The 15975-nt window shown below is 45.5% G+C and carries 12 protein-coding genes; 7 read left to right on the top strand and 5 right to left on the bottom strand.

Annotation, left to right across the window (positions count from 1 at the left end; translation table 11 throughout):
* The first annotated feature begins 3 nt into the window (after positions 1-3).
* A complete protein-coding gene (locus BLU87_RS06740; protein WP_092346013.1) occupies positions 4-1659 on the top strand; it encodes a putative manganese-dependent inorganic diphosphatase in 1656 nt (551 codons plus the stop codon).
* On the opposite strand, the gene BLU87_RS06745 is transcribed toward BLU87_RS06740, so the two are convergent.
* Positions 1629-3659, bottom strand: coding sequence for a thioredoxin domain-containing protein (locus tag BLU87_RS06745; RefSeq protein ID WP_092346015.1), 2031 nt, complete (start codon positions 3657-3659; stop codon positions 1629-1631). The two genes, BLU87_RS06740 and BLU87_RS06745, sit on opposite strands and share 31 nt — an antisense overlap.
* A gap of 294 nt (positions 3660-3953) precedes the next feature.
* Positions 3954-4274 carry a cytochrome c3 family protein gene (locus BLU87_RS06750; RefSeq protein WP_092346017.1) on the bottom strand — a complete coding sequence of 107 codons (321 nt, stop codon included), beginning with the start codon at positions 4272-4274 and terminating at the stop codon, positions 3954-3956.
* A 244-nt stretch (positions 4275-4518) separates the two neighbouring features.
* Between BLU87_RS06750 and BLU87_RS06755 the strand changes: the two genes are divergently transcribed.
* The 4 genes from BLU87_RS06755 to BLU87_RS06770 all read left to right on the top strand — a co-directional run bounded on the left by BLU87_RS06755 (position 4519) and on the right by BLU87_RS06770 (position 10511).
* Positions 4519-5433, top strand: coding sequence for a helix-turn-helix transcriptional regulator (locus BLU87_RS06755; protein ID WP_092346019.1), 915 nt, complete (start codon positions 4519-4521; stop codon positions 5431-5433).
* A gap of 112 nt (positions 5434-5545) precedes the next feature.
* Positions 5546-6514, top strand: a complete 969-nt coding sequence (locus BLU87_RS06760; RefSeq protein ID WP_092346021.1) for a polyprenyl synthetase family protein — start codon at positions 5546-5548, stop codon at positions 6512-6514.
* Between the two features lie 75 nt (positions 6515-6589).
* Positions 6590-9100 carry a PAS domain-containing sensor histidine kinase gene (locus tag BLU87_RS06765; RefSeq protein WP_092346023.1) on the top strand — a complete coding sequence of 837 codons (2511 nt, stop codon included), beginning with the start codon at positions 6590-6592 and terminating at the stop codon, positions 9098-9100.
* A gap of 43 nt (positions 9101-9143) precedes the next feature.
* The gene (locus BLU87_RS06770; RefSeq protein WP_092346025.1) at positions 9144-10511 is read left to right on the top strand and encodes a sigma-54-dependent transcriptional regulator; all 1368 of its coding nucleotides are present in this window, start codon (positions 9144-9146) and stop codon (positions 10509-10511) included.
* 246 nt (positions 10512-10757) lie between these two features.
* Here BLU87_RS06770 and feoB read toward each other — a convergent pair whose 3' ends face one another.
* A complete protein-coding gene (gene feoB / locus BLU87_RS06780; protein ID WP_092346029.1) occupies positions 10758-12956 on the bottom strand; it encodes a ferrous iron transport protein B in 2199 nt (732 codons plus the stop codon).
* Between the two features lies 1 nt (position 12957).
* Positions 12958-13194 carry a FeoA family protein gene (locus tag BLU87_RS06785; RefSeq protein ID WP_092346031.1) on the bottom strand — a complete coding sequence of 79 codons (237 nt, stop codon included), beginning with the start codon at positions 13192-13194 and terminating at the stop codon, positions 12958-12960.
* A gap of 149 nt (positions 13195-13343) precedes the next feature.
* Here BLU87_RS06785 and BLU87_RS17275 point away from each other — a divergent pair, with 149 nt between their 5' ends.
* Entirely contained in the window at positions 13344-13514 is a 171-nt protein-coding gene (locus tag BLU87_RS17275; protein WP_175498287.1) for a hypothetical protein, read from the top strand.
* A gap of 43 nt (positions 13515-13557) precedes the next feature.
* On the opposite strand, the gene purB is transcribed toward BLU87_RS17275, so the two are convergent.
* A complete protein-coding gene (gene purB / locus BLU87_RS06790; RefSeq protein WP_092346033.1) occupies positions 13558-14916 on the bottom strand; it encodes an adenylosuccinate lyase in 1359 nt (452 codons plus the stop codon).
* A 159-nt stretch (positions 14917-15075) separates the two neighbouring features.
* Between purB and BLU87_RS06795 the strand changes: the two genes are divergently transcribed.
* Entirely contained in the window at positions 15076-15966 is an 891-nt protein-coding gene (locus BLU87_RS06795; RefSeq protein WP_092346035.1) for a patatin-like phospholipase family protein, read from the top strand.
* Positions 15967-15975: the final 9 nt, after the last annotated feature.

Below are 15975 nucleotides of genomic sequence, written 5' to 3' on the forward strand. Positions count from 1 at the left end.
AGGGTGCCGGAAGAAAAAAAGATTTTTGTCATAGGTCACAGAAATCCTGATACAGATTCAATCTGTAGCGCCATTGCTTATGCGGAACTGCGACGTCAGCAAGGACTTGCTGGTGTGATAGCTGCCAGAGCGGGGACTGTCAACCAACAGACGCAATTTATTCTGGATTCATTGGAAGTCGAGGTTCCTCAGCTGCTTGCTGATGTCTATCCCCGGATCAAAGATGTGGTGACTGAACAAGTTGTGACAATTCACCAATCAGAGCCAATGTCAAAGGCAATTGAGCTTTACCATCAACATCATATCAGGACGCTTCCAGTCGTTGATGATGATGGTCACGCTGTCGGCCTGCTGCTCTTAGAACGGGCAACGGAATTTTTCCTGGTTCCCACCGAGCCCGAAAAACTACGTCGCGTCAATGCTTCTATCAGCTCAATTCAACGTTGTCTTGGTGCAACTGCGCAGCATCTGTTCAATCCTGATCAGGTGGAGGAGTTTAATCTCCATGTCGGTGCCAGACGCGAAGTAAGCTTCAGTCGTTGGGTTGATACCGTTGTTCCGGGGCAAACCATCCTCATTACCGGGGATCGCTCTGGAATTCAACGGCTTGCTGTTGAGGCTGGTGTCCGTCTATTGATTATTTCTGGCAATGTCCCGGTTGATGAAGCTCTCCTTGAAACGGCCCGGAAGAATCATGTATCAATTCTTGTCAGTCATTTGGATACGGCCAATTGCGTCTGGTTGACGCGGATCGCAACGCCCGTAGGACTTTTGGCTGAATCTGATTTTATGCTTGTCAAGCCGAACGATCTGCTTGATGATTTGCGTCTCAAGTTGACCCATGGAAAGCAGCCTGGAGCCATTGTTTGCTCGGCAGAAGGGATCGTTGCCGGGGTTGCAACAAAAAGTCACTTAATTAAAAATTCCCCTATAAAGTTGGTGCTCGTTGATCATAATGAGTTATCGCAAGCAGTTCCGGGGGCTGACAAGGTTGAAATTATCGAGGTTATTGATCATCACCGGCTGGGTAACTTTCATACCGACTTACCGATCCGATTTATCAATCAACCGCTCGGGAGTACCTGCTCACTGGTTGCAACGCTTTACCAACAGGCTGGCATTGAACCGACGAAAAAAAATGCTGGTCTGCTTCTCGCCGGGTTGCTGTCAGACACGGTTATTTTGAAATCTCCGACGACGACCGATATTGATCGTAACTTGATCCCATGGTTGGAAAAGTATTCAGGTTTGGACCATCAACAATTTGGCTCCAAGTTGTTCGCTGCCGGAAGTCCTATGGCGAGTGGTGCCCCAGCCCGTAAATTGATTTATACTGACTTCAAAGAGTATGGCGTCGGCCCTCTTGTTCTTGGTTTGGGACAGGTTGAGGTGGTCAATTTCCATTCTTTTCATCAACGTAAAGATGAGTTGATGGTTGAACTCCAGAAAATCAGAAAAGAGAAGGGGTATGAGCTTGCAGCACTGCTGGTGACCGACATCGTCATGGGAACCAGTCTGTTGCTGACAGCCGGTCCAAGTGAGCTTCCTTATATTATTAGTTATCCGCAGGAAAGTGAAAATATTTATCGTCTCAAAGGGGTCCTCTCACGTAAGAAACAACTGGTTCCTCACCTGTTAAAAGTGTTTAAAGGGGCATAAGTCTGAAGAATCTCTTCTAAAGATGATGGTTCAGTGATTGGTGGCAGGCAGCTTGTTTCGGTGCATAACCATGCTGTGGTTTTGCCCATAATTGTGGTTTTGCCCGAGACAAAGGGGATGATGTCTGAATATAATTCTGGCGAGGCGGTTATGACGGTGAGAAGTTGATGGCGAAGTGGCTGTAACTTTTGTCGCCACTCTTTTCCGAGATCTTTTTCCGCTTTGGGTAAGATAATAGCTAAAGTGAGTGGCTTGACCATTTTCAGATCCAGGGCTTGAAGCAGGCTGGAAAAAGATGTTGGATAGTCATAGGCGTGAGCTAAAGTTACGCGGAGCAACTTCAATGCTTGCTCTTCCATAGAGGGCGTTCCGGTTAACCTTGCCAGTCTGATCAAGTTGTGCGCAGTGATAGAGCTTGCTGCCGGAATAGCACCGTCCTGTCGGGTCCGTCCGACTCCTTGCCCTGCTACAAAAGGTTCCGCAGCATCATAATAGCCACCAGAACCATCGCTGAAGAGCTGCTCACACTGCTCTGTTAATGCTATAGCGAGCTTCAAGTGGTCGAGATTGAAAGTTGCCAGAAATAATTCTATGAGTCCGTAAATGTAGTAAGCAAAGTCTTCATGGAATGCGTTTATGAGAGCTTCCCCATCGCGGAAACGTCTCTTTAACACACCCTTTGGCGTCAGCTGATCACCGATAAACAGAGCTGCTTTTTCAGCCGCGACGATGTATTCGGTCTTTTGAAACAGGAAACCGGCGCGGGCAAGTGAAGCAATCATTAAGCCATTCCATCCGGTTAAAATTTTATCGTCAAGGTGGGGATGTGGACGTTGATTGCGGATTTTTAGTAATTGGTTTTTTATTTCATCTAATTGCTCTGCATGTGGAGACGAGCTGGAGTTTCTATTGAGGATGTTTTTCCCTTCAAAATTACCTTTAACTGTTATGTTATAACTATTTGAAAATAAGTTGTATTTATCTATGTTCATGTGTTGCTTGAGCTGTTCTGAAGACCACAAGTAATAGGTCCCTTCTGCTCCTTCAGAGTCAGCATCGACACCACAGTAAAACCCCCCTTGTGGATCTCTCAATTCTCTCAGCGTATAATTGAGGACGCTTTCAGTTGCCTGTTTGAACTGTTGTTCAGCGCTTGTCTGCCAAGCGTCCAAGTAGGAGTTTGAAATCAGTGCCTGGTCATAAAGCATTTTTTCAAAATGTGGGACCCGCCAATACTTATCGACAGAGTAACGGTGGATTCCACCGCCGAGTTGATCCGTTATCCCTCCTTGGTCAATCTTCTGTAAGGTTTGCAGTGCCATTTTCTGTAAATCCGCATCATTTAATCGTTGCGCTAAGCGGAGGAGAAGGGATTGATTCTGGGGTTGCGGAAATTTGGGAGGGGAACCGAAGCCACCATAGTCATCATCATAGAGTTCTTTAAATTTATCGGCCACTAAGGACAATTGAGCTGTATCGACTTCAGTATGTTCCTGGTGTTGCTCCATTTGCAGAATTGCTGCAGAGAGTTGTTCTCCATTCGCAAGTAGACTTGCAGGTTGTTGCTGCCAGAGTGCATTGATTTTATCGACAAGTTCCGTAAAGCCGATGTGCTGCCCTTGAGTCAATTTAGGGGCATAAGTCAGGGCATAAAATGGTTGTGCACCAGGCGTTAGGAAAAGGTTAAGTGGCCACCCACCTTGACCATTGAGGAGTTGGCACGCGTGCATAAAAACAGTATCAATGTCTGGTCGCTCCTCTCTGTCAACCTTGATACAGACAAAATCCCTGTTCAATTTTTCCGCGACCGATTGATCCGAAAATGTCTCCTCGGCCATGACATGGCACCAGTGGCAAGTCGAGTAGCCAATGGAAACAAAGATGAGTTTTTGTTCCCGATGTGCTTTCGCCAAAGCTTCCTTGCCCCAAGGAAACCAGTCAACCGGATTTTCGGCGTGCTGTAACAGGTAAGGACTCTTCTCATAGTGTAAATGATTCATCTGTGATTCCCCAGTTGTTAAAGGTCTGAGATTTGAGGTGTTGAATCTCTTTATTATCGGGAGTCTGATGTGCTGACGCAAGGGGGGGGGGGCACAAAAATAGCCCCGCGTCAGGAGGGGGAACGCGGGGCGAAGGTTTTTCCGTGTTGAAGGATTTATCTTAAGCTCTTAAGAAGATTATAAACGTCTAAACATTAAAGTCAACTAAAAAAATAAATTAATTTCTCTCTGAGGGAAAAGGCCGTGTCGTTACCAATGAACCCCCCTTTTGGGTTACTTATGTTTCAGTCGTGATTACTTTATATGACACTCTTTGCACTTGTTCGGGCCTTTTTGGGATTCTTTATGACAGTCTTTGCACAGGTTGTGAAAGGCAACCTTGGATTTAGGGGCGTTTTCATCAACGCCATGACAACTCTTACACTGGGTGTAATCGCCAGTGTGGTGACAGGTGGCGCAATCAGCCCTTCCTTGATGAGCGACATGGTTGAATGTCACCGTTCCGAATTTGGGTGTGAACTTGATTTCGTCGGGACCTTTGGTTTCCGCAACAGCAAATGTTGCAATGATTGCTACACAGATTGTGGCAGTGAGTAGGGTGAATAATTTATTCATGGTACACCTCCTTTTGAATGGGTTCGTTCTTGTCGGCGATGGTTGCATTTTTATCTGCTGAATTCATTCGACATCGACTGAAATATCGAAAGATGTCTAGTTGTATTTGTGCAATATCAAGATGTTATGAGGAGTGATTGAATTAGAGATAGCTTCGTTTTAAGATCCTTCAATCCGTTGTTTACAGCGTTACAGCCTCTCTGCTAGACTCCCGCATGGACTGAATCCCTTTCTTGGATGTGGTATGGATACTCTTGAAGCCCCCTCTGTTGCGATCGACGGAAATGCTATTCGCAAAATCAGAGAGAAAAAACGTTTAACTCAACTTTATGTCTCCAAGGTTGTTGGCGTAACGACGGATACTGTTTCACGTTGGGAAAACAATCGTTATCCGACAATTATGCGCGATAACGCCCTAAAACTTGCAGAAGCGCTTGAGGTGGATATTGAGGATGTTCTCAAGCACGAAGCTCTCGAAACTTTTGAAGCGGAAGATCCGCACCCTCAAAGTAAGGGGATCCATTGGTTCCCTTATCTATTGTTGGCCTGTGTTGGCGTCATTGTGCTGTTCTTTCTCTGGTTCAAGTTCAGTGCCCAACTGGTTCCGGTGTTGCAAGCGAAACGAATCTTACCCCCTTTTGCAGCTCCTGGGAGTCGTGTATTGATTCAGATTGAACTTTCTACAGAGACCCCACTGAAAGGGATGATCCTTAAAGAAAAATTTCCTGATGGCTGGCTTTTGACCGCAGCTGAGCCCGCTATCTCTCATGTTGATTCTGATAGCAGAGTCGCTAAATGGATTTTTCGAAAACCACCATTGTTGACACATGTTTTCTATCTCCTTAAGGTGCCCGATATTATTGATCCTGATGCTGATACCACTATCGTCGGTGAGTTAATTGCTAATCCTGAGGGACAAGGTTCTGCTGTCGTCGTGCAGGCTGCAGGAGAGATGCAAATCAAGGCTGTTCATTGGGCGGATAAGAATGGTGATTTTGTCATTGACGATGTGGAGATCCTGGAAGCTTCAGATTTAACCGATGAGGCCAAAACGTTGGACTTGAACTGGGATCTCCTCGAAAGTATTTGGGAAGCAGGTTCTTACCGGTGGCAGGTCGAGAAAAAACAATTTGTTGCTGTTCGGTTGCCACAAGGCTAATTGCACAGAGGATAGTGTTGACTTTAGATGGGGTCCTTTCTAGTATTAAGACCCCTCATATCAGTTATATAGGCAGTTTTGAGACGCCTCACTTTTAGGAAATGTTGAAGATATGGATACTGTAATAGCGTTACTTAAAGATGACATGCTGGCGGTCGAAAACCAGTTCAAGAAGAATTTGTCTTCAGATGTCCAGTTGGTCAGTCAAGTCGGTGATTATGTCCTTTCAAGTGGAGGGAAGCGGATTCGCCCGATGTTATTGCTTCTTTGTGCGCGTCTTTGTCGTTATCAGGGAGACAAGCATATTGATTTGGCCGGGGTTGTCGAATTTATCCATACCGCAACATTGCTGCATGATGATGTTGTCGATAGTGCGAATTTACGGCGCGGTAATCGTTCTGCAAATTCGGTTTGGGGGAATCAGGCTTCTGTCCTTGTTGGTGACTTTTTGTTTGCCAAATCTTTCTCCGTTATGGTCGGTTCGGAGAGTTTTAAAATTTTACAGATTCTCTCCGATACGACGACTCAGTTGGCAGAAGGGGAGATCTTACAGCTTATCAACACCTGCGACCTTGAAGTCGATGAGCCACGCTATCTACAGGTTGTCCGTGACAAAACAGCAATATTGATCGCTGCGGCTTGTCAGGTTGCCGGGGTTCTTGCCGGCGTTGATGAAGAACACGAGATGGCGTTGCGAGAATTTGGTCTGGAAATCGGAACCGCTTTCCAGTTGATGGATGATGCCCTCGATTATGTCGCCGATGAAGAAGATTTTGGGAAAGAAAAAGGTCATGATCTCTTTGAAGGCAAGATGACTTTACCTCTGATTCATACGTATTCCAAATCCTCTGCTCATGAACGTCAAGAGATCTCCAGAATTATTGATGCGGATGAACTCCCCGAAAAAGATCTTGAATTTATCTGTGCTTTAATTGATGCGAAGGGTGGTATCGGTTATACCCATACAAAAGCGACTGAACGCATTGAATCAGCGAAGCAGCGTCTTGCCCTTTTTCCCGATTGTGAAGCGCGTCAGGCACTCTTTACTCTCGCTGATTATGTTGTTTCAAGGAATAAGTAATTATTCCTTGAACTATTCTCCTCACATCATTCGCTTTGCTATCCCCGTCACCGACTTTCATCTATAGTTGGTTTTATGGTGCGTTTTAATTTACATAAAAAAGTTCTTGGTGCTTTCTTACTTCTCTCTTTGGTGCCGCTGGGTATTTTGTTGTTCAACTCTCAGCATAGCTTACGCTTGGTAGAGGATTTGCTGCGTCAAAGTACGACTGAAGCCTTGGATACCCAAGCTGCAAGAGCCCTTCAGCTTCGGGCAAAAATGGTGGCTGGGCAGGTCTCATCTTTCTTGCAGGAAGTCGAAGGTGACCTCTTCGATTTATCATTGCTGCCAGTGACCGAAGAGTCTTATCTGACCTTTTGTCAGAACCACCAACGAGAGCTTTGGTATCGCCGAGGGACAAATGAGAAGCCAACTGAAATCATTGAGAATGCTCTTCTGTACAGTGAACTAGCTTACGTCGATGCACGCGGCAACGAATTGCTCCGGATTGTCGCGGGGCAACCCTCTTCTGATTTGCGCAATGTTTCTAATCCGGCACACACGACTTATAAAACGGAACCTTACTTTAAGCGGGCCGCTCAATTAAAAACCGGGCAAATCTGGGTGTCGCGTTTAAATGGTTGGTATGTCAGTCGCAATGAACAGTTGCAGGGAGCTGCGACCCCTTTAGAGGCGGTACAAGGGGGGTTGTATCGTGGTGTGATAAGGTTTGCGACCCCGATTTGGCGCGATGGTGAATTACAAGGTGTGGTTGTTTTATCTCTCGATCATCGCCATTTGATGGAATATACCCAACACATTTCACCCTTTGGAGATCGGGATATTGTCTTTCCTTCATATTCCAGTGGTAACTATGCATTTATGTTCGATGATCAGGGGTGGATGATCGCACACCCGAAGTTCTGGGATATCCGTGGTTATGATCGCAACGGAGAGCTTGTCCCCGCTTACAGCGCGAATACTCCGAAACAAGATGTCCTGTCTGGGCGGATTCCATTCAATCTCCTGGCTGCCGGATTTGTGCACCCCAATTATCCCAGAGTTGCTGAAGAGGTTTTAATGGGGAATTCTGGGGTCGTGGAAACGGTAAACGTTGGTGGCTCGAATAAGATAATGGCTTATGCCCCAATCTTTTACGGTCAAGGGGAATACCAGAAGTATCATATTTTTGGTGGTATCACTATCGGTGCCGAAATTGACAGATTTCATCAGCCCGCACTTGCCACCTCTCACCTGATTCAGAAAGAAATCAGTAACTACTTAAAGGAGTCGTTGCTGGTTCTTTCTATCACCATCATGCTGGTGATTGCGACCGCATATTTCTTGTCGAACAGTATTGTCAACCCTGTTCGTTTACTGACGGAGGGGACTCGGCGCATGATTCGGGGAAATCTCTCCGTCCGGGTCAAAGTTAAATCAAATGATGAAGTCGGGGTTTTGGCCGATTCTTTTAATACCATGGTGGAAGAGTTGAATCATCGGCGTCAACGCTTACTGCAGACGCTGCAGGCTTTAAGGCGTTCACGGAAGGAAATTATCCGCGAAAGAAACTTTAAGAACACTGTGTTTGAGAACATTGAAACTGGGGTTCTTACCATTGATATGGACAATATCGTGACGTCGGCAAATGGATCAGCTTGTCAGATATTGGCCATAGAACGACCCGGCAAGGATTGCAACTGGAAAAAGCTCCTTGCCGAGTGGCCTGAGATGCACGATGTGCTTGACCAGTGGTTTACCTTGAGTCAATCGGGAATAGACAAACCCTTTCGTGAATATGTCCCTCTGGAAAGAAAGGGGCGAACTCTGACTTATCGAATGGCGATGTTCCCGTTGAGTTTTCGACAACAAGGTGGTTGGTTGTTAACCATTGAAGATCTGACTGAACGTGTCAATATGCGGCAGCAAATGGCGCGGATGGACCGTTTAGCGTCACTGGGCAGAATGTCTGCTGGTATTGCTCATGAAGTGCGTAACCCTTTAACGGGGGTGAGTCTGTTACTGGATGAACTTCATGACCGCTTGCTTGGCAAGGAATCAGACCAACAACTTATACGCCGTGCGTTAGGTGAGATTGAAAGGTTGGAGTCCTTGGTCAATGAAATGCTCCATTTTTCGGCTCTTCCCGCACCCAAATTATGCGCCGTTAACGTTGCAGATGTGGTGCAGAATTCTTTGTTTTTAATCCGCAAGCAGTGTCAGCGGCAAAAATTACAACTGATTGAACATATCGATGATAATCTCCCTGAAATCCTGATGGATGCCGACAGGTTAAAGCAAGTGATGCTGAATCTGCTCAACAACAGCCTGGATGCCATGCCGGATGGAGGGGAATTAAGACTTCGCGTTACCAGACAAAATGATCATATTTTAATCAGTGTTACTGATACTGGAGTTGGGATAGCTGCAGATCAACTCCCTCTGATCTTTGAACCATTTTTTACCAGTAAAGGGCATGGAACAGGATTAGGATTAGCTATAAGCTATAATATTATCTCGGATCGTGGCGGCGAAATAAAAATTGAGAGCACCTTAGGTGAGGGGACCACAGTATTCATCAGTTTGCCTGTTATCCCTGTCGGGTAGAGCTGTATCGCTGAGATAAATTTGCGTACCAGGAGCAAGAATCATGGAAAAAATTCTTATTGTTGATGACGAAGCCTTTATCAGGGAAAATCTGGAAAGGATTATCTCTGAGGATGGATACAGACCCATTTCAACTGAATCTCCAGATGAGGCTATCCGTATTGTTGCCGAAGAAGATATCAGCTTGGTGTTACTGGATCTGAATCTTGGCAGTAGCAGTGGGCTGGACGTATTACGGGCAATGCGTGATGTTGATCCAGAAATACTCGTCATTATTATTACCGGTTATGGAACGGTTGAAAGTGCTGTCCAAGCGTTAAAAATTGGCGCTTATGATTACATAAAGAAACCGTTTAAGGCTGATGCGATCCACTTAATTGTTAAACTGGCATTAGAAGCCCAGAATTTACGCCGCAAGGTTAAACGCCTTTCGCGTGATTCCGATGGCATCAATATGGTCGGGAATAGTCCGGCATTAATGCATATTTTCCAGCAAATTCGAGAAGTTGCAAAACATGAAACGGCGACCGTTTTAATCACCGGTGACAGTGGTACTGGCAAAGAGTTGGTCGCTCAGGCAATCCATAATTTGTCGCCCCGTAGCGAACAACCTTTTGTTGAAATTAACTGTGGTTCATTGCCTTTTAATCTCTTGGAGTCGGAGTTATTTGGGCATGAAAGGGGGGCATTTACCGATGCAAAAAATCGTAAAGTCGGCTTGTTTGAGGAGGCTGATGGTGGTTCTATTTTTCTTGATGAAGTTGGCGAGATGGATATCAGCCTACAGGTCAAGCTGTTGCGAGTTCTTGAGGATCGTAAACTTCGTCGACTCGGTGGTAACCGTAATATCGACATCAATGTCAGGATTATTGCTGCGACGAATGCCGATTTAAAGGGGGCTTTGGAGCGTAAAGAGTTTCGTGAGGATCTCTATTACCGGTTGAATGTTTTTCCCATTCATATTCCACCACTGCGGGAGCGGCGGGAAGATATTCCGATCTTACTTGAATATTTTTTGCAACGCTTCAGTAAAGAATTTAATAAATCAATGCGGGGTTTCAGTCGCGATGCTATCGACCTGGTGAAGCGTTACCACTGGCCAGGCAATGTGCGGGAACTGCTCAATGTTGTTGAGCGAATCTGCATTATGTATAACGTTGAAAAGATAACACCAGCACAACTGCCGCGAGAAATCTGGGGAGAATCTCCGCAGAGTGAAATGCCGTTCAAGTATGAGATCCCACCGGAAGGGATCATTCTAGATGACGTTGTCTGTCAGATCGAAAAGAAATTGATAGAACAGGCCTTTAGAATTACTGGCGGAAATGTTGCTAAAACCGCCAGAATTTTGAATGTCCCTCGGGGAACGCTGCGCTATAAGTTGGAAAAATATTGTCTGACCAGTGATTGAGGTCAATTCACTGAGTTTTAGTGGGTTTCTGTCCCGCTGGAATATCTATATTGCAATGAGAACAGGCAGAGCAACACCCTGAGCACCCTTTTGGTGCGAGTTTGATGGTTTTGTAGATGTTCTGCGCCACATAATATAATGCTGTCGCAACGATAATCAGAGTGACTGAGCTATCCAGAGAAATCATTGTGCCTCTCTTTGAGGATAAACCTCTCTAAGGGTTAAACGATAATATCGGGCAACGATTCAAGCAAACAACCTTGTCCCTATCTGATAAATAGAAACGGCCATTCCGAAGCCAAGCATGGTGTTAAAAATTGTTGCAAAAAAAGCCCAACGCCAAGATGATTCTTTAGCCATAGCAACCACCGTAACAACGCAAGGGGCATAGAGTAAGACAAAGACAATCATCGCCAACGCGGTAAATTTATTCCAGCTGGAATCAGAGGCTATTCGGCTGGAAAGGGTGTCCGCGGCTTCCGGATCTATGTCCCCTAATGAATATGCTGTACCAAACGTCGAGACGATGACTTCTTTTGCTGCAAAACCTCCCACAAGAGCAATATTGGTCCGCCAGTCAAAGCCAGCCCATTTGCTCACCGGCTCTAATGCTGTTCCTACCTGTCCTGCTAAGGAATGTTGTAGCGATGCCTGCCCCTCACGGTTATTGATTGCTGTTAAGGTTTCCTGTCGTTCTAAGCTGTCGGATAACGTGTTGAGTGCGACGTTGCGCTCCATTTCAAATTGACTCACCTGTTGCTGAGGTAGCAAAGGGAATGTCATTGCCGCCCAGAGCAAAATTGAAACAGCCAGAATAACGGTACCGGCTTTTTTTATGTACTGCCAAGTCCGTTCCCACGTGTGGATAAAGATGCCGCGTAATGTTGGCAAGCGGTAGGGGGGAAGTTCCATGATAAAGGGGGTAGATTTACCTCTGATAACCGTCGAGCGGACAAATTTGGCCACCAGTAACGCCATAATCCATGCAAATAGGGTGATTGAAAACATCATCAACGGTTGATGTTCTGAAAAAAAGGCCGCGACCAGGAGCATAAAAACGGGCAACTTTGCCCCACAGGGCATAAAAGGAGCAGTTAATAATGTCGCTAGCTTTTCTTTGGGACTACGTAAGGTCCTTGTTGCCATAACTCCCGGAACAGCACAGCCTCCGGCAATTCCACCGGAAATAATGAACGGCATAGCTGAGTAGCCATGCAGGCCGAAAATCCGCAAGATCCGATCAAGCATATAGGCGACCCGTGCCATATAGCCTGAATCTTCAAGAAAAGAGATCATCAGAAACATGATGGCAATCAGCGGGACAAAGCCCAATACGCCACCAACACCATCGATTATTCCCGAAACGACAAGAGATTGCAGATACCCAGCTGGAATCAATAGTGTTGCTGTTTGTGAAATCCAGGCGAACAGGTTTTCCAGCCAACCCATGGGGATGGCACCAACGCTAAAGGTGATTTGAAACATGCCATAAAGAATTGCGATCATCAATACCGGGCCGAAGTAACGGTTAACCAGAAACCTGTCCAGCCGGGTGGTCATCTGGATTCGCTCCTGTTGCGGTTTTTCCTGAATGATGATGTTTTGTTTCAGGATAGAATTTATTAACCCATATCGATAGTCGGCAATAATGGCTTCAGGGGGAATATTCAGGGTCTTTAAGCAGTGTTCTTTGGTTTGTTCAACAATTTCTGTCAGCCTCTTGCTGATGTCAGTAAATTGCCCCCCCAAGGTGATGATCTCTTGGTCATTCTCGAGGTATTTCAACGCAATCCAACGCGCCGGATAACGGACTGTCATGAAATCTTCTGCCTGGATGATTTCTTCCATTTCATCTAAGGCCAAATCGATATCGGTGCCATAGGATATATCTAATGGTGCCCAGATTTTGTTTTTGAGTTGTGCCTGTTTGATGGCAACATCTATGAGCTCTTTTTTCCCCTGACCGTTGCGTGCAACGGTTTCAACAACCGGGCAGTTAAGAAGCTCAGAGAGTTTTTTTCTGTTAATTCGCAACCCCTGTTTTTTGGCATCATCCATCATGTTTAATGCTAAAACGACAGGTATCCCAAGTTCGAAGAATTGGATCGCCAGATACAAATGGCGCTCAAGCATGGTGGCATCGACGATATCGACAACAATGTCAGGCTTTTCGTCAATTAGAAAATTTCTGGCAACAAGCTCTTCCTGAGAATAAGCGGAGAGAGAATAAGTGCCTGGTAGATCAATAAGTTTAACGTGGGTATTTTTAAGATTGATCGTCCCTTCTTTTCTTTCGACAGTGATGCCGGGGTAATTCCCGACATGTTGACGCGCCCCTGTAATTGCGTTGAAGAGGGTTGTCTTCCCTGAATTCGGATTACCTGCAAGGGCAATGATCGTCTTGGGTTTAGCTTCGAGCTTCCAGAATGCTTCAGCGGTTGTCATCTTAATTCTCCAAACCTTCGACGGTAATAAAATCAGCTTCACTATTCCGCAGGGTCAGGGTGTAGTTTTTAAGGCGGATGGATACCGGATCCTTCAGGGGCGCTCGACCAAGGATTTCAATCTCTGTGCCGGGGGAAAGTCCCATATCTCGGAGCCGCCGTCCAATTTCTCCGACAGCATTGACCGTCATTATTTTTGCCTTTTCGCCTGTGGCCATTTGGCGTAGAGATTTTAACATAGATACCTATCCCTTATGGGTGAGTTGATCGCAAATGATGGTGATAAACGAACTTGATAACTAATATCAAAATAGAGGGAAATGTCCATCTTTGTCAAGAGAGAAAGCCGGCTAAACGGAGGTTTGAGAGATAATATGCGTCATGGTCAATGGCGAAGGTGAAGGTTCTGTGGCTGGTGACTATCGTGGTCTTAGCTGCACCTGAAAATTACGGGCAACATGAGGTTGTCGATGCCTATATTGCCCCTTGTTATTTTACTTGGATTGATCTGCAATTGAAGTCAAGGACAGATGATGAAAATAGCGGTGAAGCACTATGACTTCTCATTTTATAGTGCTTCACCGCCATAAATGCTCTGGAGGTTATGGTTTCAGCAGATCTACGATTTTATTTGCAATCCCTGTATAACCGGATGGCGTCATATCCAGTAAGCGTCGCTTATCTTCTGGTGCAAGCTCCAGATTCTGGACAAAGTCCTGAATTGTCTCCCGGTTAATCGTTTGACCTCGCGTCAGCTCTTTCAACTTCTCATAGGGTTTTTCAATTCCCGCTTTGCGCATGACAGTCTGAATTGGCTCGGCAAGGATCTCCCAGGCGTTATCTAAATCATTTGCCAGATTTTGATCGTTTAATTTCAGTTTTCCCATGCCTTTGATGGTTGATTTGTAGGCGATCATACTATAGCCAAAGCCAACCCCCATATTGCGCAACACGGTTGAATCTGTCAGATCTCGTTGTAGCCGCGAAATAGGGAGCTTGGTCGAGAGGTGGTGGAAAATGGCGTTTGCAAGGCCACAGTTCCCTTCGGAATTTTCAAAGTCGATGGGATTTACCTTGTGGGGCATTGTTGATGAACCGACTTCACCTTTGATGGTTTTCTGACCGAAATACCCCATCGAGATATAGGTCCATATGTCGCGATTAAAATCGAGAAGAATGGTGTTCCAACGGGTCAAGGTGTCAAATAATTCAGACATATAGTCATGGGGCTCAATTTGGGTTGTAAATAAATTTTGTTTTAAGCCCAAGTTTTGTTCAATAACATTTTTAGTGAGTTTCATCCAGTCGATATCTGGATATGCTGAGATGTGGGCGTTGAAATTCCCGACCGCGCCATTGAGCTTTCCTAGCAGTTCAATCGCTGTCAGTTTATCGCTTTGTTTTTGTAACCGCTGGGCAAACACCGCCATCTCTTTGCCGATAGTGGTGGGGGAGGCCGTTTGTCCATGTGTGCGGGCAAGCATGGGAACGGTTTTGAATTCTCTGGCGATCTCACTGATTTTGTGGATTATCTGCTCTTGTTGAGGAATCAGCTTGGTCAAGCCATCCTTAAGCATCAGGGCATGAGACAAATTATTGATATCTTCTGAAGTGCAGGCAAAATGGATGAACTCAGTGACGTCGTTTAAGGAGGTGCCATTGATCTGCTCCTTTAAATAATATTCAACAGCTTTGACATCGTGGTTGGTCACCATCTCTATTTTTTTAATTTTTTCGGCTTCAGCTGGGGTGAAGTCCTGCAAGATTTTATATAATGATTGTTCTTCAACCTCTGTAAGGGACCGACATGCCGTGATGCCAGGCTCACTACAGAGGGCGATCAACCACATTATCTCAACCTTTACCCGATTTTTAAGCAAGGCATATTCTGAAAAACATTCACTTAATTCACTAACCTTTGAAGCGTAGCGACCATCAATTGGGCTGATAGCAGTAATCATTGTTGACTCCTTTAATATGATTGGAAAAGGCACTATAGCCGTGGCGGAATGTCCCTGCAAGTTCTTTATGCCCCCTTTTTGTTCCGATTTTAATTGGCTGAACAAGGGCGACCTCAGGTATAATCCCGTCATTGTCTTTTGGAAAGGATTGGTGCCTGAATGAACATTGAAAATAAAACCATATCTTTAGTTCTTGGCAGTGGTGGCGCGCGCGGATTAGCACATATTGGTGTGATTCAAGTGTTGGAAGAACGCGGTTATCTGATCCGGTCAATCTCCGGGTCGTCTATGGGGGCGCTGATCGGTGGTATTTATGCTGCTGGAAAGCTGGATACTTATTCGCAGTGGGTCTGTGCTCTGGACCGCCTCGACGTTCTCCGTTTACTTGATTTCTCTTTTAGTGGAGCAGCTATTTTTAAAGGGGACAGAATTATCAATACCCTGCGTGAACTGATTGGTGATCGCAATATTGAAGATCTGCCCATCTCCTTTACAGCTGTTGCCACAGATCTTGAGGAAAGTAAAGAGGTCTGGTTGTCCAGTGGTCCCCTTTTTAATGCAATCAGAGCTTCCATCGCTTTTCCGACAATTTTTTCCGCCTTCCCCCATAAAGGAAAAACTCTGGTAGATGGCGGTTTATTGAATCCGATCCCGATTGCACCCACCTTGCGAGATGAGACGAGCCTGACAATTGCAGTTGGTTTGTGTGGCAAGGCGAGACACCTGATTGATCAGCCTGTGCCAGTTCAGAAAACATCGGAGAAGCGCAATAAATATCAACAGAAAATCATCGATTACATCGACGGACTGCAACGTAAGAACGGTTCCAAAGAAGAGGATACCGGGATATTTGACATTATTTCCAAGAGCATCGATGCCATGCAATCGACAATCTCCAGTTTTAAATTAGCGGCATATTCTCCCGATATTGTGATTGAAATTCCCAAAAATGTTTGCTCGATCTATGAATTTGAGCGAGCTGCAGAACTCATCGAGATCGGGCGTCAGGAAGCAACGGCTAGACTGAATGAGTTTGATTACCCCCTTTAGGGTGTGAAT

It is taken from the genome of Desulfuromusa kysingii, assembly GCF_900107645.1.
Taxonomy (GTDB): Bacteria; Desulfobacterota; Desulfuromonadia; order Desulfuromonadales; family Geopsychrobacteraceae; genus Desulfuromusa; species Desulfuromusa kysingii.